We start from the raw sequence: 19,928 nt of genomic DNA, 5'->3' as shown, positions 1-19,928 counted from the left end.
GTAGTATATCGGAAGTTCTGTGATTGGTACTTCTCCTATACCCTGAAAACAATGGTTTTTTCTATTTCCAACTATCTATTTAACATAATAGGTACCTTTGGTTTACCGAAATACGCATCATTTTACGCAAAAAAACGTAGCCAGAAAAGACTTGGTTTTTTATCACCGTCATCTTTTCTAGCTACGTAATTTAAAAGTGCTTAGTGGCACAATTTAAGCATTTGTTTCGTGTCCATTTTCATGGGGCTTGACCACAGGCACCCGAATTTTCAAGAAAAAAAACCCCATGCATTACCAAAAGGCAAGACACGGGGTATTCATTTCCACTCATTTCACTGAACTAGTCAGTTGGTAGAGTAACGTTGCGTTTAATTTTATTAAGGAATTTGAATTTCAAGTGTTGCAGAAGTATTACCTAGAATATCTGTTACAGCAATATCAGAAATAGCAGACACGACTACTTGGTTTGTTCCAAGAGCATCAGCTCCAGCAACAGTAACTGTCAAAGTAGTACCAGCTGTATTCCAAGCACTAGTTACAGTTGCAGTACCACCAGCTACATACGCAGCATCTACTGCAGCTTTAACTGCATCTTTACTTGCAGTATCAATTGCTTCAGAGAATACTAAAGTATGTGTTCCATTAGCTGTAAGTGTTGCTGCTTTAGGTAATTTAGTAATAACTGTTGCAGGAGTTTGTTCAATTAAGAACTTACCTGTAGCTACTGTCAACTTTTTATTTGCGAATAAGTTCACAGTGTTACCAGCTACATCTTGTAGGTAACGATCGTTTACAAGTGTAACAGTAACATCGTTTGATTTCACGCCAGCTTTAGTAACTTTAATTTCAAATTTATTGTCGTTTGCAGTTCCAGTTGCGACACTGAAATCATAGCTGTTAAGAAGTGTTCCATTTACACGGATTTCTAAATCACTAGCCAATAGACTTAATGCTGCATCATTAATGTTTTCATCTAATGTTACTACAATAATATCTTCATCATCAACCTTAAGTGTTATAGGAGTAGTTGCAATAATCGATGGTGCAACTTTATCAATTACTGCAGCATTAGCTACTGTAAGAGTACCTGCTGGACCATTTCCTGCTAGTGTTACTAGCTTAGAAGGGTCAATAGTAAAGTCAACATCAGATTTATCTACAGCAAACTCTTCTGTAAACTTAACTTTAATTGTAGATGTACCATTTACTTCAATAGAAGATACTTTTGATGCTAGAGGTCCAGTAATTGCTGATTTAGGAGCACTTACGATTCCCGCATTTAATTTCAATTCAACAGTCTTAGTATTAACTAATGTAGCTTTTTCAATAATAATTGGATTATTATTAGCTACATCATCTAAGTCAATTGTATTTCCAGTGCTTGTTGTAAAGTTTGAAAGTAAGTTACCTGCAAGATCTTTAACTCCAAGTACTTGAAGAGTATTTACTTGTACTTCTCCAGCACCTGGGCTAGAAAACTTAACATCCTTACCGTCAATTTTCTCAACAAATGTAATTACAACTACTTTTCCATCTTGTTGTACTGAAATATCAGCAACACTAGATGTTAAAACTTGCAATGTACCACCGATGTCAACAAGATAGTTAGAGTAGTCAGCTAAAGTAGCTACGTCCATTTTCTCGTTAAAACCAATTACTAAAGTACGTTTGTTCTCATTAGCAGTTTTCGAATCAATGTTTGGTCCAGTTGTGTCACCTACAACAATTGTTCCACTGAAGTCCAACATTGTGTTTTGTAATTTTGTTTTATCTTTTACATTTTTAACAGTAACTTTGTTAGTACCAGTAGATAGTGCTGAGTATAAAGTTACTTTAACAGTGTCACCAGTAGCTTCTGCTTTTTGTACTGGAATAACTTTACCGTCTTTATCTAAAACTGTGTAGTTAGATGCAAGTTCTGCCGAAGCTCCTAAAACAACTTTTGAAAACTTAACTTCAAATGTAGTTGCAGTCAAAGCAGTAACTTTTTTCACTTCAGGACGTGTTTGATCAACAACTGGTGATACAGACACTTTTGAATCTTTAGCTATTGCATTACCAGAGTAATCTTTTACTCCTTCAACAAATACATCAACATTTCCAGTTGGAAGTGAATCAGTATCTTCGAATGTGAATTCAAATTCAGTTGAAGAAAGACGCTTGTATGATTCTGCAGCTTTTTTATCGCTACCAGATTTCCAGTATACGTTAGACGCAGCTACTGTATCCATATCAATATCTTCGGAGAATTTAATAGTAACTTTTTCAAGTGTTGCTTTTGCTTCAACGATTGTTGGAGCATCTTTATCTTCAACAACAGTAATGTTATGTGAAGAACGTAAAGAAGTGAAACCTGCGAAATCTTTAACTTTTTCAACTAGAATCGTATGTTCACCTACAGCAAGAGCAGCACTATCATATGGCGTTAAGATAACTTCGTTACCTACAGTTGTAACTTTACCAAAGTATGCTTTTCCATCTAATGTGAAGTTAGCTTGTTGAACATCATCTACAGGCTCTGAAAATACAACTTTCAATGATTTTGTTCCAAGTGATTTAACTTCAGTTACAGTTGGTACTGCGTTATCAGCAGGTGTAAATTCAATGTTTTTCTCATCAATTGTTTTATCACCAGCATTTACACCAGAAACACTCAATGCTTCAACTTTGTTGTTTACAAGTTCGCCTACTAGTGTAAGTGTAACAGTTTTCTCATCAGCTGAGATAGCTACAGAGTCAATCGTTTTACCAGACTTCAAAGAGTAGTTAGCTTTGTCAGTAGCAGTTTCTGCATCAACAGTACCGTCAAAAGTTACAACTACTTCTTTAAGGTTAGTCGCAGTTACAGCTTCAACTTTAGTAGCTGTTGTAACTGGAGCTTCGATTTTAGCTGGCAATTTGCCTTCTGCTTCAGCTTTAATAGTGTTGTTTAGGAAAGTCGCGAAGTGTCCACGAGTTGTTTTTCCTTTTGGATTGAATTGAGCAACTGTAGTGATATCCAAGAAGTCAAGAACTTCGATAGCACCGCGTGCTTCTGCTTTAGCAGCTGCAAGATCAGTTACTTCTTTTTTGAAATCTTTTGTTGCAGCAACTTCAGCAACTAGATCACGGTCAAGAATTGCATCAAATGCACGAACAAGTACTAGAGCCATGTTCTCACGAGTGATTTTATCGCCAGCTAGTAATTTACCATTGCTACCTTGGAATACGCCTGCATCATGAACAAGTGCAGCATATTGAACTAGTTCTTCGTTAGCAGTTACAGGAAGATCGTCAAAACGTTGAACCGTTTTAGCGTCTTCTGGGATTTTGAAACCTTTGTCTAAAGCAACAAGGTATTTACCCATCATTTTAACAACATCAGAACGAGTCAATTCTTTATTTGGTTGGAATGAACCGTCTGGGTATCCAGAGATTGCACCTAGAGCTACAAGAGTATTGATTGCATCTTCGTGCGTGTTACCTTTTACATCTGAAAAATCTGCCGCGTTTGCTACTGGTGCTACTGCAGATGCTACTAGAGCAGCTGATGCAGCTCCTACTAGAAACTTGCTGTACTTCGTTGGTTGGTTAGCCATTGAATAATTTCCTCCTCTTAGATAGAAATAAAATTTTGTCATCTACTCCCACGGCAAAATGAAAGATAGAATCCATTACACACTAAAGTATAGATAGTTACGACAAGGATGTCAATTACAAGTTAGTAATATTGTAAATCCAACTGGAATCAATGATAGATTCCTTAGTCGCTTCTATCATTCTAACGTATATCTAATAATTATCAAGCGTTTTACTGTATTTGGTGTAAAATTACAGAAGTGTGTCATTTGTATTAAGAGTATTACGGGGTGTTTGTGGATAGTGATGGGATTTGTGGGTGGTGTTAGTTTTCGGGGTAAGTCTACTGTTGCTGAATTGTAACAGTAACAATATATGAATATTCAAATAAACTTTGTATCGTTTGTTTTCTTTGCACACAAAAAGGCTTAAACAGATGGGAACTGTTCAAGCCTTTTTGCATGGTCAACCAACCGTTTGTCCAGCGTGGCGATTAATTATATATGTTTTAGAGGAAATTATCCTTACACTTATGTATTCTAGCACCTCGTTTACTAGAATACAAGAGTCTACTCTTCACTTTTGTTTAAAAACTTCAAATAAAAATTTTGGCAAGTTCATTTGCCTTTTTAATCGACTTGGTTCTTTTAATAGACGGTATAACCACTCTGCCCCAAACCGTTGGAAGATGGCTGGTGCGCGTTTGACGGTTCCTGCAAGAACGTCGAACGAGCCGCCGACACCTTGGTAGAGTGTCGGATACAGCTTGTCCCGATTTTGTTCAATCCATTGCTCTTGTTTCGGGGAGCCCATGGCAACGAATAGAATGGATGGCTTTGCTTGATTGATAATGTCGATGACTTTATCGTTGTCAGGCTCGTAGCCGTCTTGTGTTCCTGCAATGATTAGGTTGGGATAGGTTTGTTGCAATTGCTGCGCCGCCTTGTCGGCCACGCCCGGCTTGGCACCATATAGAAAAATAGCATGTCCGGTTCTTGCTGCTTCCCTAACGACGCGATCCATCATGTCCACACCTGTGACGCGGGATCTGATATTCCCTTTTTGCAACTTGGAGGCAATGATGACACCAATGCCGTCTGGTATTTGGAACTCTGCCCGATTCAAAAGCGCTTTGAGCTCTGGATCTTCTTTAGCCTTCATGAGCTTTTCTGGATTGATGGCTACGACCAATGATTTTTTCTTTTCTTCTATATTAATGAATACTTTTGGTATCAATTGATCGTAGTTTTCGGTGTTCACTTGGACGCCTAATATTTGCTCTTTCATATAGAAGGAATCCCGTTATTTTTGCCATCCCCGAGTTTAAAGAAACGGAATCCGGCTTGTTCCCAATTGTGTCGGTTAAGTGCATTTTTCGTGTCTAAGACAAGTGGTTTTGTATCACCTGTGTTGAGCGTTTGCGGATCAAGGTTTTTGAACTCCGTATGATCCGTTGTTAGGATGATCAAGTCAATATCTTGAACCGCTTCTCCTAGTGTTGCTACTTGTGTTGGGTGTTGTAGCTCTTTAATATGCGGATCAAATGATACGACACTTAATCCTAGGTTTTGCAATTCCTGAATGACGACGGTTGAAGGGCTTTCCCTTAGATCATCGACATCCCCTTTGAATGCGAGGCCAAGGATAGCTACTTTGCCTTGTTGAATGCCTTGTTCTTCAAGTAGGTCTTGCGCTTTTTGTGCAGTGAACTTCGGCATGCCATCATTTGTTAGGCGAGCTTTTTTGATGATGTCCGCATTGTCCGGGCTTAATTCCACAAGGAACCACGGATCGACTGCGATACAATGTCCGCCAACGCCTGGTCCTGGTGTATGGATATTGACGCGCGGGTGGAAGTTGGCGAAACGAATGGCTTCCCAAATATCAACGTCTATCGTTTCTGCGATTTTTGCGAGTTCATTGGCAAAGGCAATGTTGACGTCACGATAAGTGTTTTCCATAACTTTCACGAGTTCCGCTGTTGTTGCGTCTGTCAGATGAATTTGTCCTTGGACAAATGTTTGATATAGTTCTTTTGTCAGTTCAGCAGATTTAGGTGTAATGCCCCCAACGATACGGTCATTGTTAATAAGCTCTTCGAAAATCTTGCCTGGAATGACGCGCTCTGGTGAATGTGAGACGAAAAGGTCTTCGCCTAGTGTCAGGTTGGACCTGCGCAGTTCTGGCAACATGACATTTTCAACGGTTTTGGGTGGCACGGTCGATTCGAGTATGACGAGTGCCCCTTTTTTCAAATAAGGGACAACGGATGCCGTTGCTTGACGGATATATTCTAGATTTGCTGTGTTGTCGGCGTTAATAGGCGACGGGACAGCGATTATGTAGACATCTGCATCAACGGGCTGTGTCGACACTGTGAACATTTCTTGGTCAATGGCTTGCTCGAGTCGTTGTTGTAATCCGTTCTCTTCTATATGAAGTTGTTTGTTGGCGATCATGTTTACTGCTTTTTCATTGATATCGACGCCGTGTACGCGGACACCACTGTTCGCGAACATGACTGCTGTCGGCAGGCCGATGTAGCCAAGGCCAACGACACATATTTTTTTAGTCATCGTGATTTTCCTCTTTTCTGGGGAACTATTTAATCAATTACGCCTCGGCGTAATTGCGTCCAAATTTTGAATTGCGCTAGCGCAATGAACTCCCTTCAAAATTTGTGACATCCGCCGGAGGCTTAACTTGAATCAGCAGGGGTCTTCTGCTGGTTCGAGTTAACATTTTTTTATTATATCATAATTAGTGAAGGAGTCACTAGTGATGGGCAGACTGGCGAGTGACTGGCACCGTTTTCTTTTAGTATAGGGTGTGCTTTGCGGTAGTGCGAACTTTTTCAGGTGTTGTGGTGCCAGTCACTCGGATGGTGCCTAGCTCTCGGATTTGTTCGTAAATGGTGATGAGTTCTTTGTTTGGTTCGGTTTGGATTGTAGGGGTGATGCCTTTTTTATGGACTTTGGTTCCTTTAGGTCCGGTGAATTCGCCGATGGTTAGCTTGAGTGCCCCGCCATCTGCTAGTTGAAAGATGGATTGGATGGTCCCCTTGCCTTTGGTTGTTTCGCCGACAATGGTTGCGGCTTGTTGGTCTTTGAGTGCCGCCACGACGATTTCAGAGGCAGAGGCCGAATAGCGATTAACAAGGACATAGGTTTGCTGTGGAAACTTTATGTCTGTGGCGATGGGTTTGATCATACGGGTGCCTTCTCGCGTGGCTAGCTTGTAAGCGTCTGTTACTCCTGAGAAGAAGCCGAGGAGTTGTTCGGCGCTATCGACGTAGCCTCCCCCGTTATAGCGAAGATCTATGATGAGTTCGGTGGCGCCCGCTTTTTTGAGTGCTAACCAATGTTCATGAACTTTTTGGCCGAGATTGGTAGGGAATGTGGCGATTTTTAGGTAACCGATATTGTCATAGAGTATGGATGAGGTTATTGCTGATTGCGTTTGTGGTGCTGTTGTTGATGCAACGTTTGCTGGTTGTTTATTCGCGGCGACTGTGGCTAGATACGTCTGGTATTCTTCTGCTGTTAGGTAGCGAGAGTATTCGTCGAGTGAGTGGATGATTTCATTGACAGATGTCATGGTAAAGAGATTTTCTGGCATGTCGCCGTAGTAGTAGGCGTCGACGAAAAATTGGATATCATCAAGTGTGTCGGCTTGGGCGAGTGGTGTGTATAGGAAAAGGGCAAGGATTGTGAGGATTGCTGTGTGTAGGGTTTTCATGGCAGTGCTCTCCTTTCGTGGGCGGTTGCTTCTATTTAATAGAGTATACCCAAGTTTGGAGTGATAGATGCGTAGGTAGGGAGAAAACTTGCGAGTGTGGTTGATGGGACACTGACGAGTGACTGGCACCGTTTGCTTCTAGAATAGGGTGTCTTTTGCAGTAGCAAGAACCTTTGTCGTTGTGGTGCCAGTCACTCGGATGAGATATGTTTATTTCCGTGAAAATTCGTGAACCCAGTAGATGGTGCCGGTGGCGTCGGTGGCGGATCCTGTGCCGATGTGTGTGAATTTATTATTGATGATATTGGCACGGTGGGTTGGGGAGTCCATCCAGTCTTTGACGACTTCTTCAGGTGTTAGCTGGCCTTTGGCGATGTTTTCACCGTATGCGGTCCACTTATAATTGAAGGTATCGAGTAGCTGGCTGGTGGAGCCGTATGTCGGTGAACTATGGGCAAAGTAATTGTTGTTTGCCATGTCTTGCGCTTTTGCTTGGGCGACTTTGGATAGTTCTTTGTCGTGAGTGAGTGCTGTGACACTTAGTTGTGTCCGTTGTTCATTGACAAGGGTAATGGTTTTTAAGGCTTTGTCATCTGTGTTGTTGACGGTTGTTGTGTTTTTGATGTACATATGGGCTGCTTTGTCGTAGACGATTGTTCTATTTGTGCGTGCGTTGTCGAATTCCATTGTGCGGTGTAGGAATGCTGCCATCTGGGCACGCGATACGTTGTCGTTCGGTTTGAATGCGCCGCCTGCTGGTGTTGTCGTGATACCTAGTTCGGCGAGTGTTGTGATGTAGCCATGGTAGTGATTTTGCTTGGTGACGTCGCTGAATTTGATTTGATCGTTGTCGTCGATGGTGATTTTGTAGCCGAGTGCTAACATTTTCGACATTTCTGCGCGCGTGAGCGGCTTGTTCGGCTGGAACTTGTCCTCATTGCTGAAGATGCCACTTTCGGTGAGTGCTCGGATATGGTCGTATGATCCGTGGGCCGGGCTAACATCTTGGAAGCGCGGTTTAAATGCGGTGGACGGTTTAGCGTTAATGGCGAGCGCGACAATTTTTGCAGCTTGCGCACGGGTAACCGGTTGGTTGAGGCGATAAGTGCCGTCTGGATAGCCGTTGATCAAGCCACGAGTCGATATGTCGTCGATGGCTTCGTATGCCCAGTGTGTTGTAGGGACGTCCGTAAATGTTGCCGCTTGTGTTGGTGTATGTGCCGCGAATAGTAGTGTTGTTGAGAAAAGAATGGTGGTGATGTGTTTTTTCATGATGATTGGCCTCCTATGGTTGATTTATTGCATTGTGTATACCCGATTTTGCGTATTTTAGTTTGCTATTTTAGTATATATGTTTTGTGGTTAGAAGGTTATAGGGATTGAGGGGTGATTTGGGATTGGGTGGAGTTTTTTATTCGGGATTGGTGTGGGTGTAAAGTATTGGTGAGTGGAAGGAATGCTGGCTGGTTTGTGGGAAATGTTGTTTAGTTGTGGGAACGTTGCTTGGTTTCGGGAAAGCGTTGGCGGGTTGGCGGGAAACGTTGCTTACTTGCGGCGTAATGTTGTTTAGTTGTGGGAACGTTGGTTGGTTTCGGGGAAATGTTGGCTGGTTGACGGGAAATGTTATGAAATTATTGTATAGTTGCTTTGCTGCGTAGAGAACCTTTAGTGGCTCATGTATTTTTCATATCTACTTATGACGCCCCAACAGCTGTCCTCCCCTACTATTGGTTAGTTGAGGATCTAAAAGGTAGCCGTCCGGTTTCCCGGGCGGCGGATTAGATGGTTGTGCTTTAGTCGATTGAAGTAAGCAACGTTCGCCGAAAACTTGACTACGCTTTAGTCGAAGTAGGCAACGTTCATCAAGAACTTGACAAGGCTTTATTGGAAGTAAGCAACGTCCATCAGGAACTAGACAACGTCCCCGCTACACACCGCGCACTATCTCACTTTCCACCCAAAAACCGCCTATCGCAGGCGGTTTTTGGGTTACAGCGTTGTATCACGTAAAAAGTTTTGGATAATATGCTCGGTTGGTTCGTATGCTTTGATGGTGTAGCCTTCTTGTTGGAGCCATTCGATGATTTGTGGGAGTGCTTTTGATGTTTGGCTGCGGTCGTGGAGTAGGATGATGATGTCACGATCACCTGATTTGTAGGCTTTTTCTACGCCGGTGCGGACGTTTTTGGCGATTTTGTCTGCTTCTTCGTCGGTGTATTTCCAGTCGTTGGAGTCTACGTCCCAGTCCCACATTTTGTAGTTGTATTTGTTGAGTTGTTGTTTCATGGCTGGTGTGACGTGCGGTTTACTGCCGTATGGGACACGCAGTAATTTGGCGTCTTGGCCGGTCATTTGTAGAATGAGTTTGGTTCCTTCGTTCATTTCATCAATGAAGGCTTGCGCGGATTCGTACACCAGATCTTTGTCATGTGTCATGCTGTGTGTACCAATGTAATGGCCTGCGCTCGCGACGGCTTTGACGATATCTTCGTTGTTTTTCATATGTTTTCCGAGGAAAAAGAATGAGCCTTGGGCGTTGTATTTTTTGAGTGTTGCGTTGTTGACGGTTGTGAATTGATTTGGACCATCGTCAAATGTTAAATAGACGTTGACGGCTGACTTCTTGCCTGGCTTCGCTTGTGAGACGGCTGGCTTTTTTTCATCAGATATAAGCTGTTGAATCTTTTTTTCGTAATCGGCATGGCTCATATGCTTATAGTCATCGCGATAGATGCGGAGTGTTTGAAGTTTTTTGATGTACTCCGTTTTAAATCCGATTTCTCGAGCGATGTATTTGACGCTAATGAACAGTTTTCCGTCCACGTTGACAATTGGAGCCCAGCTAGTTTCGACGCCGTCTTTTATGGTTTGTTGCGTGACTTCATTGTAGCTAATTTCAATGCCGCGCTTTCGGATGTAGGTCATATTACTTCGTTGTTCTACTGGGATGTACAGCACTTTGGCAATTTCATCAAGCGGCACTTTCATATCGCTATCGATTACACGGACCTCTGTGAAATGCAGGAGTCGATCATGGAGCCCGACGTAATGAGTCGGCTTTTTTCCTGCCGCTTTACTTAGAGTCGTGTTGAAAACAAAGCTTATTGCTAGCATCATGCAAATTGCATACGCTATTTTTTTCACACTGTCCACTCCATTCAATGCATTTTGTCGCCTCATCATATCAAATAATTGCCAACGGGAATAGCCGACTCAGCATTTTATGCTTTGGGATTAAAATCAATTACGCCTTTTGATGCAATATTGGTAAATTGCTGCAGTGGCGAAGCAGTCACCGAGTGCGTCATGGGCATCGTGTTCAAGTTGTAGGAACTTGGTTAATGTCGTTAATTTATGGTTGGGTGTTTCGACGATTACTTTTCGGGCGAGTTTAACTGTATCGATAACGACGTATTCAGGGATTTTAATATCAATGCTGCTTTCGATTGCATAAAGAAAACCCATATCAAATGATGCGTTGTGAGCAATGATTGGTAAATCACCGATGAAATCAATCAGTTGTCCAATGGTTTGTTCAATGGTTGGTGCGGATTCAACTACGTCGCTTGAAATGCCCGTGAGTCGGGTGATTTCTATTGGAATTTGTCGTTGCGGGTTGATTAATGTATTTAGTATGTCCGTCATTTCGTGTTTTACATATTTAACGGCACCAATTTGGATAATTCGATCGGCACCCGCGCGGAGACCTGTTGTTTCAAAATCCAGTACAATGTAGTCTTGGACAGTTGTGGATGACACCTTATACTTTTTGTCCTTTGTCGCTCTTCTTGCTCCCCAATTTTGCTGCCTTGATTTTTTATGAAGGTATTCGATTGCTTCGGTATTAGTGTCCGTCATGGATGCACTTCCTTTTTATAGAAATCAACATCTGTTCATTTCACTTCTATACTTCTATACCCCAAACCACGAGATATATCCCCTTTTTAATAAAAAAAATAGAAAAATCCCCGTGTAGAATAAACAGGGATTCCCCTATTATTGGTAAGTCATCGCTTCATCTTAAAATGTATTGTAGGCGTTCATTTGCATTTCTTTCTATTCTATTACAGTACTTGCGCCTGCAACGAGCGTACCATGGGATGTATAAAAAGCACTTCCTTTGTCATTGAATTCAAGTACTGCTGCTGGTCATTCTACTAGTGATATTTTCGATGTATCATTGTCTGCCCGAGTTCTTGTGAAGGTTACCGATTTCGGATTGTAGTTCTATCCAGCTTAATAAATGCATAAGCTTTTGCATCAGTCCCATTTCCCCTTTACTACTATTCTACACTCGCAAAAATTGTGCGATAACTAAAACTTATTACGGGACAATCAGGTTTAGGCAACAAGTCTGCAATTATTTTATTGCTAGGTATAAGAATGAGATAGCCGCCATATACTGATGCTAGGCACTGGACATGCATCATGTTTGATGCAGCCATGTTGTTCATGGCGTTATTCAATATTTATAGATTTGTAGTCATCATTGTTTAAAAAACGGTCTTTTTGTCTATCCTTCCGACAAGGACCGATTCCATAGGAAATGAACTTCAACTTATTTCCCGGGAAATCGACAAAGGGGCGGATTGTTATGAAAGAGGACGAAAAATACGGATTTACGTGGCGGGATTTTCTATTTGGATTAACAGGCTCAACCATTTTCGTTGTAGCCCTTTATTTTATGACTACTTAAAAATTCAACACACAACAAAAAAACACCACCGTTACTTGATAACGAATGGTGTTTTTTATATTTCATTTTTCAATTTTCCTGCAGTCCTTCCGTCAATTCACTGAACAGATTTACATTGTTTGTTTCCAGTGCATAATCAATCATTCGTAATCTGTTATCTGCTTCCAATTGTTCGATGATTCCTACTGCTTCCAGCGTAACCACTTCCGGCATTTCCATCTCCAAATCTAACGCCCCCTCAAGAATGGTCGTCAAATGCATATGAAGGTCTGATATGAGAAGCAATTGGTAGAGCGGCAGTCGAATAAATCGATTGCCCCGTTGGAAAACAAATACTTCCCCTAGATTCTCAACTTGCAAGCTCTTCATATTAATAACGATTTCTTTTCCTTCCGATGGCACGAACTGAAATACTTCCCCTCCTTTGATGATGGAGAAATACTGGTAGGCAAATACTAAACGAAGGCGAAAATCTTCTTGACTTGTAAAAAATGGTGTCATACGCTGCACGGATAGCATCGTTCTCCCTCCTAGAATTGAATATTCCGATTACTACTATTCTATCACGTATGTGTCCATTCCGTGAACAAATCTTTCCTGATAGTACATAAATATGATTATAGATTGCCAATTATTCAATTCGCTAATTTTGTTTAATAGGTCTGTTCATCATAAATGACATTTGTATCGGCTGGAAATCTAGTTTTAATGAAGTTAATAATTCATATAACCTTTCATTTATATTTCCCGACGGATCCTTTTTCCCTTTAAACGTAATCTTATTTTGTTCAAAATCTAACAGCATGACTTGAAATTCTAGTGTTCCAAACGTTACCGCGTTAAAATACAGTTTTCGTTCTTCCTTTACATAGTTAACATGACTCATTGAACCCGTAACCGAAGAGGGTAGTTGTGTAATATTGTATTGCAGTTCTTTCCTTTTATAAAACTGTTGTTCTAGATTAGGTACATACAGAATTAGTTCTTCCAATGCTGTTCAAGTGCCTCCTTAACAGTGCTAAAGGTACAAACTCTATACACAAGTATATATAATCATAAATTTTACATTAATTCTCCAATAATTTTATAAAACCAACAATTATTATATTTTTATTGGCAAATTGTTGGTTTTTAATGATTCCACTCTATTTTTCTATACGGTTGTGAAAAACGAGAGGGATGTTACTATGCATTTTGGAAAACAATTCAAGGAATATAGGGAAGAATATTTACGGATGAAGCAACTGGAAGCTGCACTTGAACTAAAAATAGATCCCGCTGCTTTATCCAATTATGAAAGGAACGAACGAGGATTTCCAAGTGATTTGCTACCTATTGTGAAAGAAACGTTTGCTGTGCCCGACGACTACTTTCTTGCAATGATTCTTGGTACACCTTTGAAGTCAGTGCGAGATTTCAAGATGACACAGCCTGCCAAAACGTCCGAAGTACAGGAGAGATATATGGATAGTTTTATTGACAGGCACCGACAACTATTTGAGGTGAGTCCCGAGCTGCGGGAATTTGTCTCCTTAGCGTCTCTTCTAAGCGAAAAAGATCGACGTATTTTCCTTAATTCCAATAAGGCATTATTAACTTTAATCCACAAATATGCTAAAGAAGAAAATACTGAATAACATCATTTCCGGTCTGGTCAGAAAAGCGGTATAATGGAAAGAATGCTTTTCTGAAGGAGTGGTCCCATTAATATGACCGTAGAACGTATTTCTTACTTACATGAAAGTGAAATAGATGAATTTATGAACGGCATTAAACATGCTCTCCAGCCCGGCGTAGAAAACGATGCACTTATGGTCCGGCAAGCAGTTGCTATGGTACGAAACGGGGCAGTGGGCTCTTACGACCTGTTGCCCTCCGCAGCAGCTGCCAAGGTCGGTAATCCTGGTGCACAGATCCAAGGAGTGCATCTATCCTTTGAAAAAGTAGATGCACAGTGCTCATGTCTTGCAGTTGGTTGGTGTTCACATCGACTTGCTGTCATCTTCCACCTGTATTCACAGTTTAGTTCGTTGGCTGATTGGCTTCATGAATGGCGTAGAACTGAATCGCAGCAAATGGCGCTTTCCATATCAGCCCGGACACCTGAAGCTTGGATCGAAGTGTTATCGCGTTTAACGCAACCCCTTCGCACAATTGGAATAGCGGAAAATCCAGGCGTATTTATTCATGAAACTTCTTTGATTGATCAAAAAGCGATTCCACTTACCCCATTTGAATGGGAGTGGAAGCCTCTTTTCGAACTGTATTATCGTTTACATGTACTGGGTGCCGGTTGGGCATATGTTCAGACACATCTAGGTGGTCAAACATCCTCTTTTTTCTACGGTAAATGGTATGTACAAAACTGGTTAACGGAACAGCTCGGTAAACTGCATGACAGCGTTACTGCAATTGGGGCAAAACCAAAGTTATTTGAAGCGGATGCTTTTCACGAGCGCTTGAAAGAGCTTGTTCGCATATTTACACTTGGTAATACAGGGCTATTTGACGAAAGATTCCGCGTCTATCGCCTTTTTTGGCAACATCTTTTCCCAAATCAAGCTGCAAGAGATGTTGAATTAGCCATTCTAAGTCAAGAACAATCCGAGGAAGCCCAGATTTTAGTCGCCTTTTTCCATCTGTTGCAAAGTCAGCATGTTGAGCTAGAAGAGCTTGTCAGTAACGTATCGGTCGACAATATCGCTATCTGGTTGCCACTTGCCGACCTTGCTGAAGGTGATGATGATATTGAATCACTTTCCATCATTATGACAGCTTTATTACCCTTCATTGGTGAGTATGTCAATCACACAGTTACGCTAGCGAATCGACCATTGTTCGTTAGGAAAATTGATGGGTTATTTGAAGCAGCCGACTTTTCTGAAGAGGCAAGAGAAAGCTTATTTTCACATTACGGTGAGTCCGGAATTGATGTCTTTGCAGATTTCCTTGTCGAACGTGAACGATTTTCTGAATGGGCGGCCCTGATGCACAGATATGGCGTGTCCTATGATGGTGCAGAAGCGGGCGGCTTGAAAATAGCGTTGTCGACAGATCCAGTAGCTGTTATGCCCCTCCTTCATACGTACGCAATGGGTTTTATCAAAGAAAAGAACCGGCATAGCTATCGACGTGCCGTTAAATTATTTAAGAAAATGAAAGTTGGTTCAAAAAAGGGTGGGAAAACCGACTTTTGGAATCAATATATCGATACTGTGCGCGAAAAAAACCGTAGACTTCGTGCATTGATGGAAGAAATGGAGAAAGGAAATCTGAACTTATGACTGAAACATTCACGTTAAACCGCCTATTTCGAATGGCAATTCGTCTAACTGATGATGGACTATTTTCCATTTCTGCTGAAGATGATCATCATTTTGCAGTAGATCCAGACCAACTTATTTCCTATCTATTTTTCAACAATGAGCGCGCTTTGTTTGGACTTCTTGCACAGACAGACGGTGAAGAAGTCCAGCTACGTGCAGATCAACTGCTACAAGCTTTTTCTACTATGCATCCTTATGTTTCATTCGATGGAGTTACTGAACAAGATAATGTACAACTGATTGCCATCCGTGAGGCTGCTGATGCCTGGTTGGACCCAGAATTGTGGAGTTATGCAGAATTAGACGGAACCAGTATCCGTTTCAACAATAAACAAGCTGGCTTGTCAGAAGAAGCTGCGATGATTATTAGTTATGCTGTACGGAGCAAGCTTGCAGACTCTGCTATTCATCCAGATTTACTGCCCTCCTTGCTCCCTCATTTACGCACTTATGGATGGCCGGGTGAATCCGTTTCAACGATGCCGATTCGTGTCGCTTTCCGCCTGACTGAACCTGCAGCTGAAACAGAGACGGAATGGCTACTAGAGTCCGTTATTATTAGTGAACGGGGTACACACTGGTTACCTACCGCCCGAAAAATAAATGCCCCTGCATTGGATGCACTGCCTGCTAAATGGAAGCCGTATGCAGATGATATTGTCAAAAAGCAATCTGAAATGACATCGTTTCTCAGCTCTGTGGATATTGTTTCTGGCGAAAGTTTTCTATCCACACCAATGTCTGATATGGAAGTACGAATGTTCATCCAGGAGGATCTTCCCCTCCTTCAATCATTTGGCTATCCCGTCATTTTACCGGCATGGCTGAAGTCGGTAACAGAATCAAAAATACAAGTTCGAACAAATGCAAGTATGCAATCCTATAAATCAGCTACCGGCTTAGATGAAGTATTATCCTTTGATTGGAATTTCTCGCTTGCTGGTAACCCCATCGACCGCGATACATTCCGGAAGCTTGTCGATGAAAATCGGGAATACATTCGATCTGGCGATGAATGGTTCCACATTGATCCACTCTGGTTGAAGAAGATCCGTGATTTAATGGATCGAGCAGATGCTGGGGAATGGACTGTTAAAGATCTACTATTTCAGGATATTCCCGAAGAAATTGTTCCTCTGGAAGAGGACGATGACATCGAGGATCCGCTTTTCGCTTTCACAATGCAGCAATCACTTCGCGGCTATATGGAGATGCTATCCGATAAAAAAGGACTGCCCTCTGCGGGTATTTCTGAAAATCTGCAAGCGCAACTCCGCCCTTATCAAGAGGAAGGCTATAACTGGCTAATTTTCATGCGAGACAATCAGTTCGGAGCATGCCTTGCCGATGATATGGGACTAGGAAAGACCATCCAACTCATCACTTATTTACTAAACGTACATGCAAGAGAAGAGACGACTACACCTTCATTGATTGTTTGCCCAACAAGTGTCCTAGGTAACTGGCAAAAAGAAATTGAACGCTTTGCTCCAACTTTGTCTGTCCATACACATTACGGACCATCACGTGCGAAAGATGACAATTTCAAGGCACTGATCGATGAACTGAAGCCTGATGTGATCCTCACAACATATGGTACTACTTCACAGGATGGTGAAATGCTTGCAGAAACGGAATTTGCGAGTATTACGCTGGATGAAGCCCAGAACATCAAGAACATGCAAACAAAGCAGTCTCGCGTGATTCGAAAGCTTCGTGGCAAACACCATATCGCCCTGACAGGTACACCGATTGAAAACCGCTTATCAGAGTTATGGGCGATTTTTGATTTTATCCACAGAGGCTATTTCGGCAATTTCCGGAAGTTCACGGATAACTTCATAATTCCCATCGAGCGCGATGATTCTGAGGTGGATAAACGAAAGCTACGGGCAAAAATTAGTCCATTCCTATTGCGCCGAACAAAGAGTGATCCTGATTTGCAACTGAATCTACCGAAAAAGCTTGAGCAAAATGAATATTGCCCGTTAACAACGGAACAGGCTGCTTTATATGAAAGTTTCCTTGAAGAGACAAAATTCAAGTTACAGACTCTAACTGGTTTTGAGAAAAAGGGTCTTATTTTGAAAATGCTTAGCCGTTTGAAACAGCTTTGTAATCATCCAGCTTTATTCTTGAAGGAGCCACAATCACCTGCTGAGCAAATGATGAATCGCTCAGACAAACTGGATCGAATTGTATCAATGGCTGCTGATATTGCAGGAAATGGCGAGCAATGCCTCATCTTCACACAATACATCGGCATGGGGCAGTTGATCCGCCAATGTCTATCAGAGTTACACGGAATTGACGTGCCGTTCTTAACGGGTAGTATGCCAAAGGGACAACGGGATCGACTGGTCGAAGCTTTCCAAGAAGGCGAATTCCCGATTTTCATACTATCATTGAAGGCTGGTGGTACTGGATTGAACTTGACCGGTGCAAACCACGTATTACACGCCGATCGTTGGTGGAATCCCGCTGTTGAAAATCAAGCAACTGACCGGGCTTATCGACTTGGTCAGACTAAGTTTGTCCACGTCCATAAATTCGTGACCATCGGGACAATCGAAGAAAAAATCGATAAAATGCTTGTAGAGAAGGCGGCATTGTCTGCCGATCTCATCCAATCTAGTCAATGGCTGACCGAATTATCCGATACGGAATTGGATGATTTACTGTCATTTAACAGCTGATTTAACTGATAAGCTGACCTCAGAGATGCTAATACTCTGGGGTCTTTTCTGTGTCGTTATACACGCTCTGCAAGCGGCCTGTTATGTAGCGCTATAATTTTTTTCTTGCGTTCATTGTCTTCAAACCGATTGAGCCGCTCATTTTGATTGGCAACAATATTAATGAGCTGACCAATCTGTAACTCCATTCGTTTAATGTCTTTCTCAAGCGAATTCATTATCCCACACCTCCTTTCCGCTTATATGGTGCTCGTGAGCAAAAGTGGTCTTCGCACCCGAGCCCATTAGCGGCCTGTCTTCATGATCGGCTAAATCCAACCCCAATTGGATCTTAGCGCTGCCATTACCCCTATTTCTGCTTATGTTGCTGGCATGGTTAGGACCCCAATCCTACTCCTACTGCCCAGTACTCCTTTTCTCACACTATCCATTTTTAATTGTAGGTACAGCTCCGGCCTGTTTATGGCCCGGTCAAGTTCCTCCTCTCGACGATTTTTTCCGGCTTCTTATGTATTGACTATCCGGTTAAAAAATCGGTAATCCTTCTGCTTCACGGTTTGGCAGGTTGAAGTGTTCTTCTTCCTTCATCTCCGCTACTGTTGATGTGGTTGCATGGCTCTCTGCGGCTTCTCCGTACAGATTATCATTGCTTCGCTTTTTCGTTGCTAGAAAACGGACATCTTCGGTAAATACTTCGGTTACATAGACTCGACTTTTGTCTTCACGCTCGTATGTCCTTGATTGGATACGACCACCGACACCAATCAAAGATCCTTTTCCACAATGCTTCGCCGTATTCTCCGCTCCATGTCCCCACATCGTACAGAGGACAAAATCGGAGTCCACTTCTCCGTTCTGATTTTTAAAATTACGGCTTACAGCTAGAACAAAGCTTAGCTGCACTCTTCCTCCAGAAACTTTTCGCAGGATTGGATCCTTCGTGATACGCCCTACAAGTGCAACCTGATTCAATTGTTTCCCTCCCTTCGAGTTATTGGATTTATCTTACTTCTTTAAGTTGTAGTACGCAAAGTGCTATTATCCAAATTTGACCCCTTTTCGCACTAAATTTTCTTCATTTCAAACAGCAAAAAGTTTCTTTTTTCTCGATAAAACGCTTGCCTAATGCTTTTGTTGATTTTGTACTGTACGTAAACAATTCGAATTTGGCTTGTTTTCATTTCTCACGTTGGATTTTCGTCCTATGGTATAATTAAAGGAAAAAGTCTGGGGCTGATCAACGGTGAAATCGTTTAAAATGTTGTCTGTTGGAATCATGAATGAAGATAATGTGCAGGACTTCCCGCTTATCGATGGGATTATCATCAATCAAGAAAACAGTCACCGTTTGTGGGTTTTGGAGATGTTTATCGACCAGGAGTATAAATCTACTTTTGAAAAATGGATGATGGATGAGGTATTATTGGATGCAAAAGTTGTCATTTCCTATCCTGAAAACGATCCAGCTCCGTTCCGTGTTACTGTCGAAGCGGTGAAGCAGATTGGTAATAATATCTCTGTTTTATTGAAAGGACGATTGAAACGGGCCCGTTCGCAATATGCGGAACAGCTTTTGGAGGAATTGATTGAGGAAGGTTTAGGAGGTAATGACTTGCTGCGTCGTTTCGAGGCGGATATGCGCTCGCGCCCGCGCTTGAAACGTGATAAGGAAGAAGCGAATAAATGAGGGAAGGCTACCTGGATGACGGGTAGCTTTTTTTTCGTGAGGCGACCCTCTTTGCCGGCAAAGAAAAAGTACGTAATGTTTTCAGAGGACTTAACAACGTAAAAAGCTTACCTCGCAACGTTTCCGATGGACTAGACAACACTATCTGCGAACTAAGCAACGTTCTGAGGACTTAACAACATAACCAGCTTACCTCGCAACGTTTCCGATGGACTAGACAACACTTT

General features: G+C 41.9%; 15 protein-coding genes. 4 read left to right on the top strand and 11 right to left on the bottom strand.

Translation table 11 applies throughout. The features are described 5' to 3' along the window. Positions 1–377: 377 nt before the first annotated feature. The 9 genes from R2B72_RS17815 to R2B72_RS17775 form a co-directional block, all read right to left on the bottom strand. Complete coding sequence (locus R2B72_RS17815; protein ID WP_318618203.1) at positions 378–3,578, bottom strand: S-layer homology domain-containing protein; 3,201 nt, start codon at positions 3,576–3,578, stop codon at positions 378–380. Positions 3,579–4,134: 556 nt separating this feature from the next. Beyond that, positions 4,135–4,845, bottom strand: coding sequence for a WecB/TagA/CpsF family glycosyltransferase (locus R2B72_RS17810; protein ID WP_318618202.1), 711 nt, complete (start codon positions 4,843–4,845; stop codon positions 4,135–4,137). Beyond that, positions 4,842–6,134: a nucleotide sugar dehydrogenase gene (locus R2B72_RS17805; protein ID WP_318618200.1), complete on the bottom strand. Its 1,293-nt coding sequence runs from the start codon at positions 6,132–6,134 to the stop codon at positions 4,842–4,844. The genes R2B72_RS17810 and R2B72_RS17805 overlap by 4 nt, the downstream gene beginning before the upstream one ends. A 241-nt stretch (positions 6,135–6,375) precedes the next feature. Further along, on the bottom strand, positions 6,376–7,296 hold the full coding sequence (locus tag R2B72_RS17800; protein WP_318618199.1) for a S41 family peptidase: 921 nt from the start codon (positions 7,294–7,296) through the stop codon (positions 6,376–6,378). 210 nt (positions 7,297–7,506) lie between these two features. Further along, the gene (locus R2B72_RS17795; RefSeq protein WP_318618198.1) at positions 7,507–8,568 is read right to left on the bottom strand and encodes an S-layer homology domain-containing protein; all 1,062 of its coding nucleotides are present in this window, start codon (positions 8,566–8,568) and stop codon (positions 7,507–7,509) included. Between the two features lie 717 nt (positions 8,569–9,285). Continuing rightward, entirely contained in the window at positions 9,286–10,440 is a 1,155-nt protein-coding gene (locus tag R2B72_RS17790; RefSeq protein WP_318618196.1) for a polysaccharide deacetylase family protein, read from the bottom strand. Between the two features lie 96 nt (positions 10,441–10,536). Further along, complete coding sequence (locus tag R2B72_RS17785) at positions 10,537–11,154, bottom strand: PolC-type DNA polymerase III (protein WP_318618195.1); 618 nt, start codon at positions 11,152–11,154, stop codon at positions 10,537–10,539. A 907-nt stretch (positions 11,155–12,061) separates the two neighbouring features. After that, positions 12,062–12,511, bottom strand: a complete 450-nt coding sequence (locus R2B72_RS17780) for a transcriptional regulator (protein ID WP_318618194.1) — start codon at positions 12,509–12,511, stop codon at positions 12,062–12,064. 124 nt (positions 12,512–12,635) lie between these two features. After that, entirely contained in the window at positions 12,636–12,983 is a 348-nt protein-coding gene (locus R2B72_RS17775) for a hypothetical protein (protein ID WP_318618193.1), read from the bottom strand. A gap of 196 nt (positions 12,984–13,179) precedes the next feature. Between R2B72_RS17775 and R2B72_RS17770 the strand changes: the two genes are divergently transcribed. From R2B72_RS17770 to R2B72_RS17760, 3 genes are all read left to right on the top strand, one after another. Next, a complete protein-coding gene (locus R2B72_RS17770; protein ID WP_318618192.1) occupies positions 13,180–13,629 on the top strand; it encodes a helix-turn-helix transcriptional regulator in 450 nt (149 codons plus the stop codon). A gap of 72 nt (positions 13,630–13,701) precedes the next feature. After that, positions 13,702–15,276 (top strand): hypothetical protein, encoded by a 1,575-nt coding sequence (locus R2B72_RS17765; RefSeq protein ID WP_318618190.1) that lies wholly within the window; start codon positions 13,702–13,704, stop codon positions 15,274–15,276. Beyond that, a complete protein-coding gene (locus tag R2B72_RS17760; RefSeq protein ID WP_318618189.1) occupies positions 15,273–18,014 on the top strand; it encodes a DEAD/DEAH box helicase in 2,742 nt (913 codons plus the stop codon). Before R2B72_RS17765 ends, R2B72_RS17760 begins: the two co-directional genes overlap by 4 nt. Before the next feature lie 56 nt (positions 18,015–18,070). Here the strand turns inward: R2B72_RS17760 and R2B72_RS17755 are convergent, their stop codons facing one another. Then, positions 18,071–18,232: a hypothetical protein gene (locus R2B72_RS17755; RefSeq protein ID WP_318618188.1), complete on the bottom strand. Its 162-nt coding sequence runs from the start codon at positions 18,230–18,232 to the stop codon at positions 18,071–18,073. A gap of 307 nt (positions 18,233–18,539) precedes the next feature. Further along, positions 18,540–18,986, bottom strand: a complete 447-nt coding sequence (locus tag R2B72_RS17750; protein ID WP_318618186.1) for a single-stranded DNA-binding protein — start codon at positions 18,984–18,986, stop codon at positions 18,540–18,542. A 271-nt stretch (positions 18,987–19,257) separates the two neighbouring features. On the opposite strand from R2B72_RS17750, the gene R2B72_RS17745 reads away from it, so the two are divergent. Next, on the top strand, positions 19,258–19,701 hold the full coding sequence (locus tag R2B72_RS17745; RefSeq protein ID WP_318618184.1) for a YwpF family protein: 444 nt from the start codon (positions 19,258–19,260) through the stop codon (positions 19,699–19,701). Positions 19,702–19,928: the final 227 nt, after the last annotated feature.

The sequence above is a fragment of the Sporosarcina sp. YIM B06819 genome, from assembly GCF_033485175.1.
Taxonomy (GTDB): domain Bacteria; phylum Bacillota; class Bacilli; order Bacillales_A; family Planococcaceae; genus Sporosarcina.
Note: the sequence above shows the minus strand (reverse complement) of the source record. Positions and strands in the feature narration are given on the sequence as shown.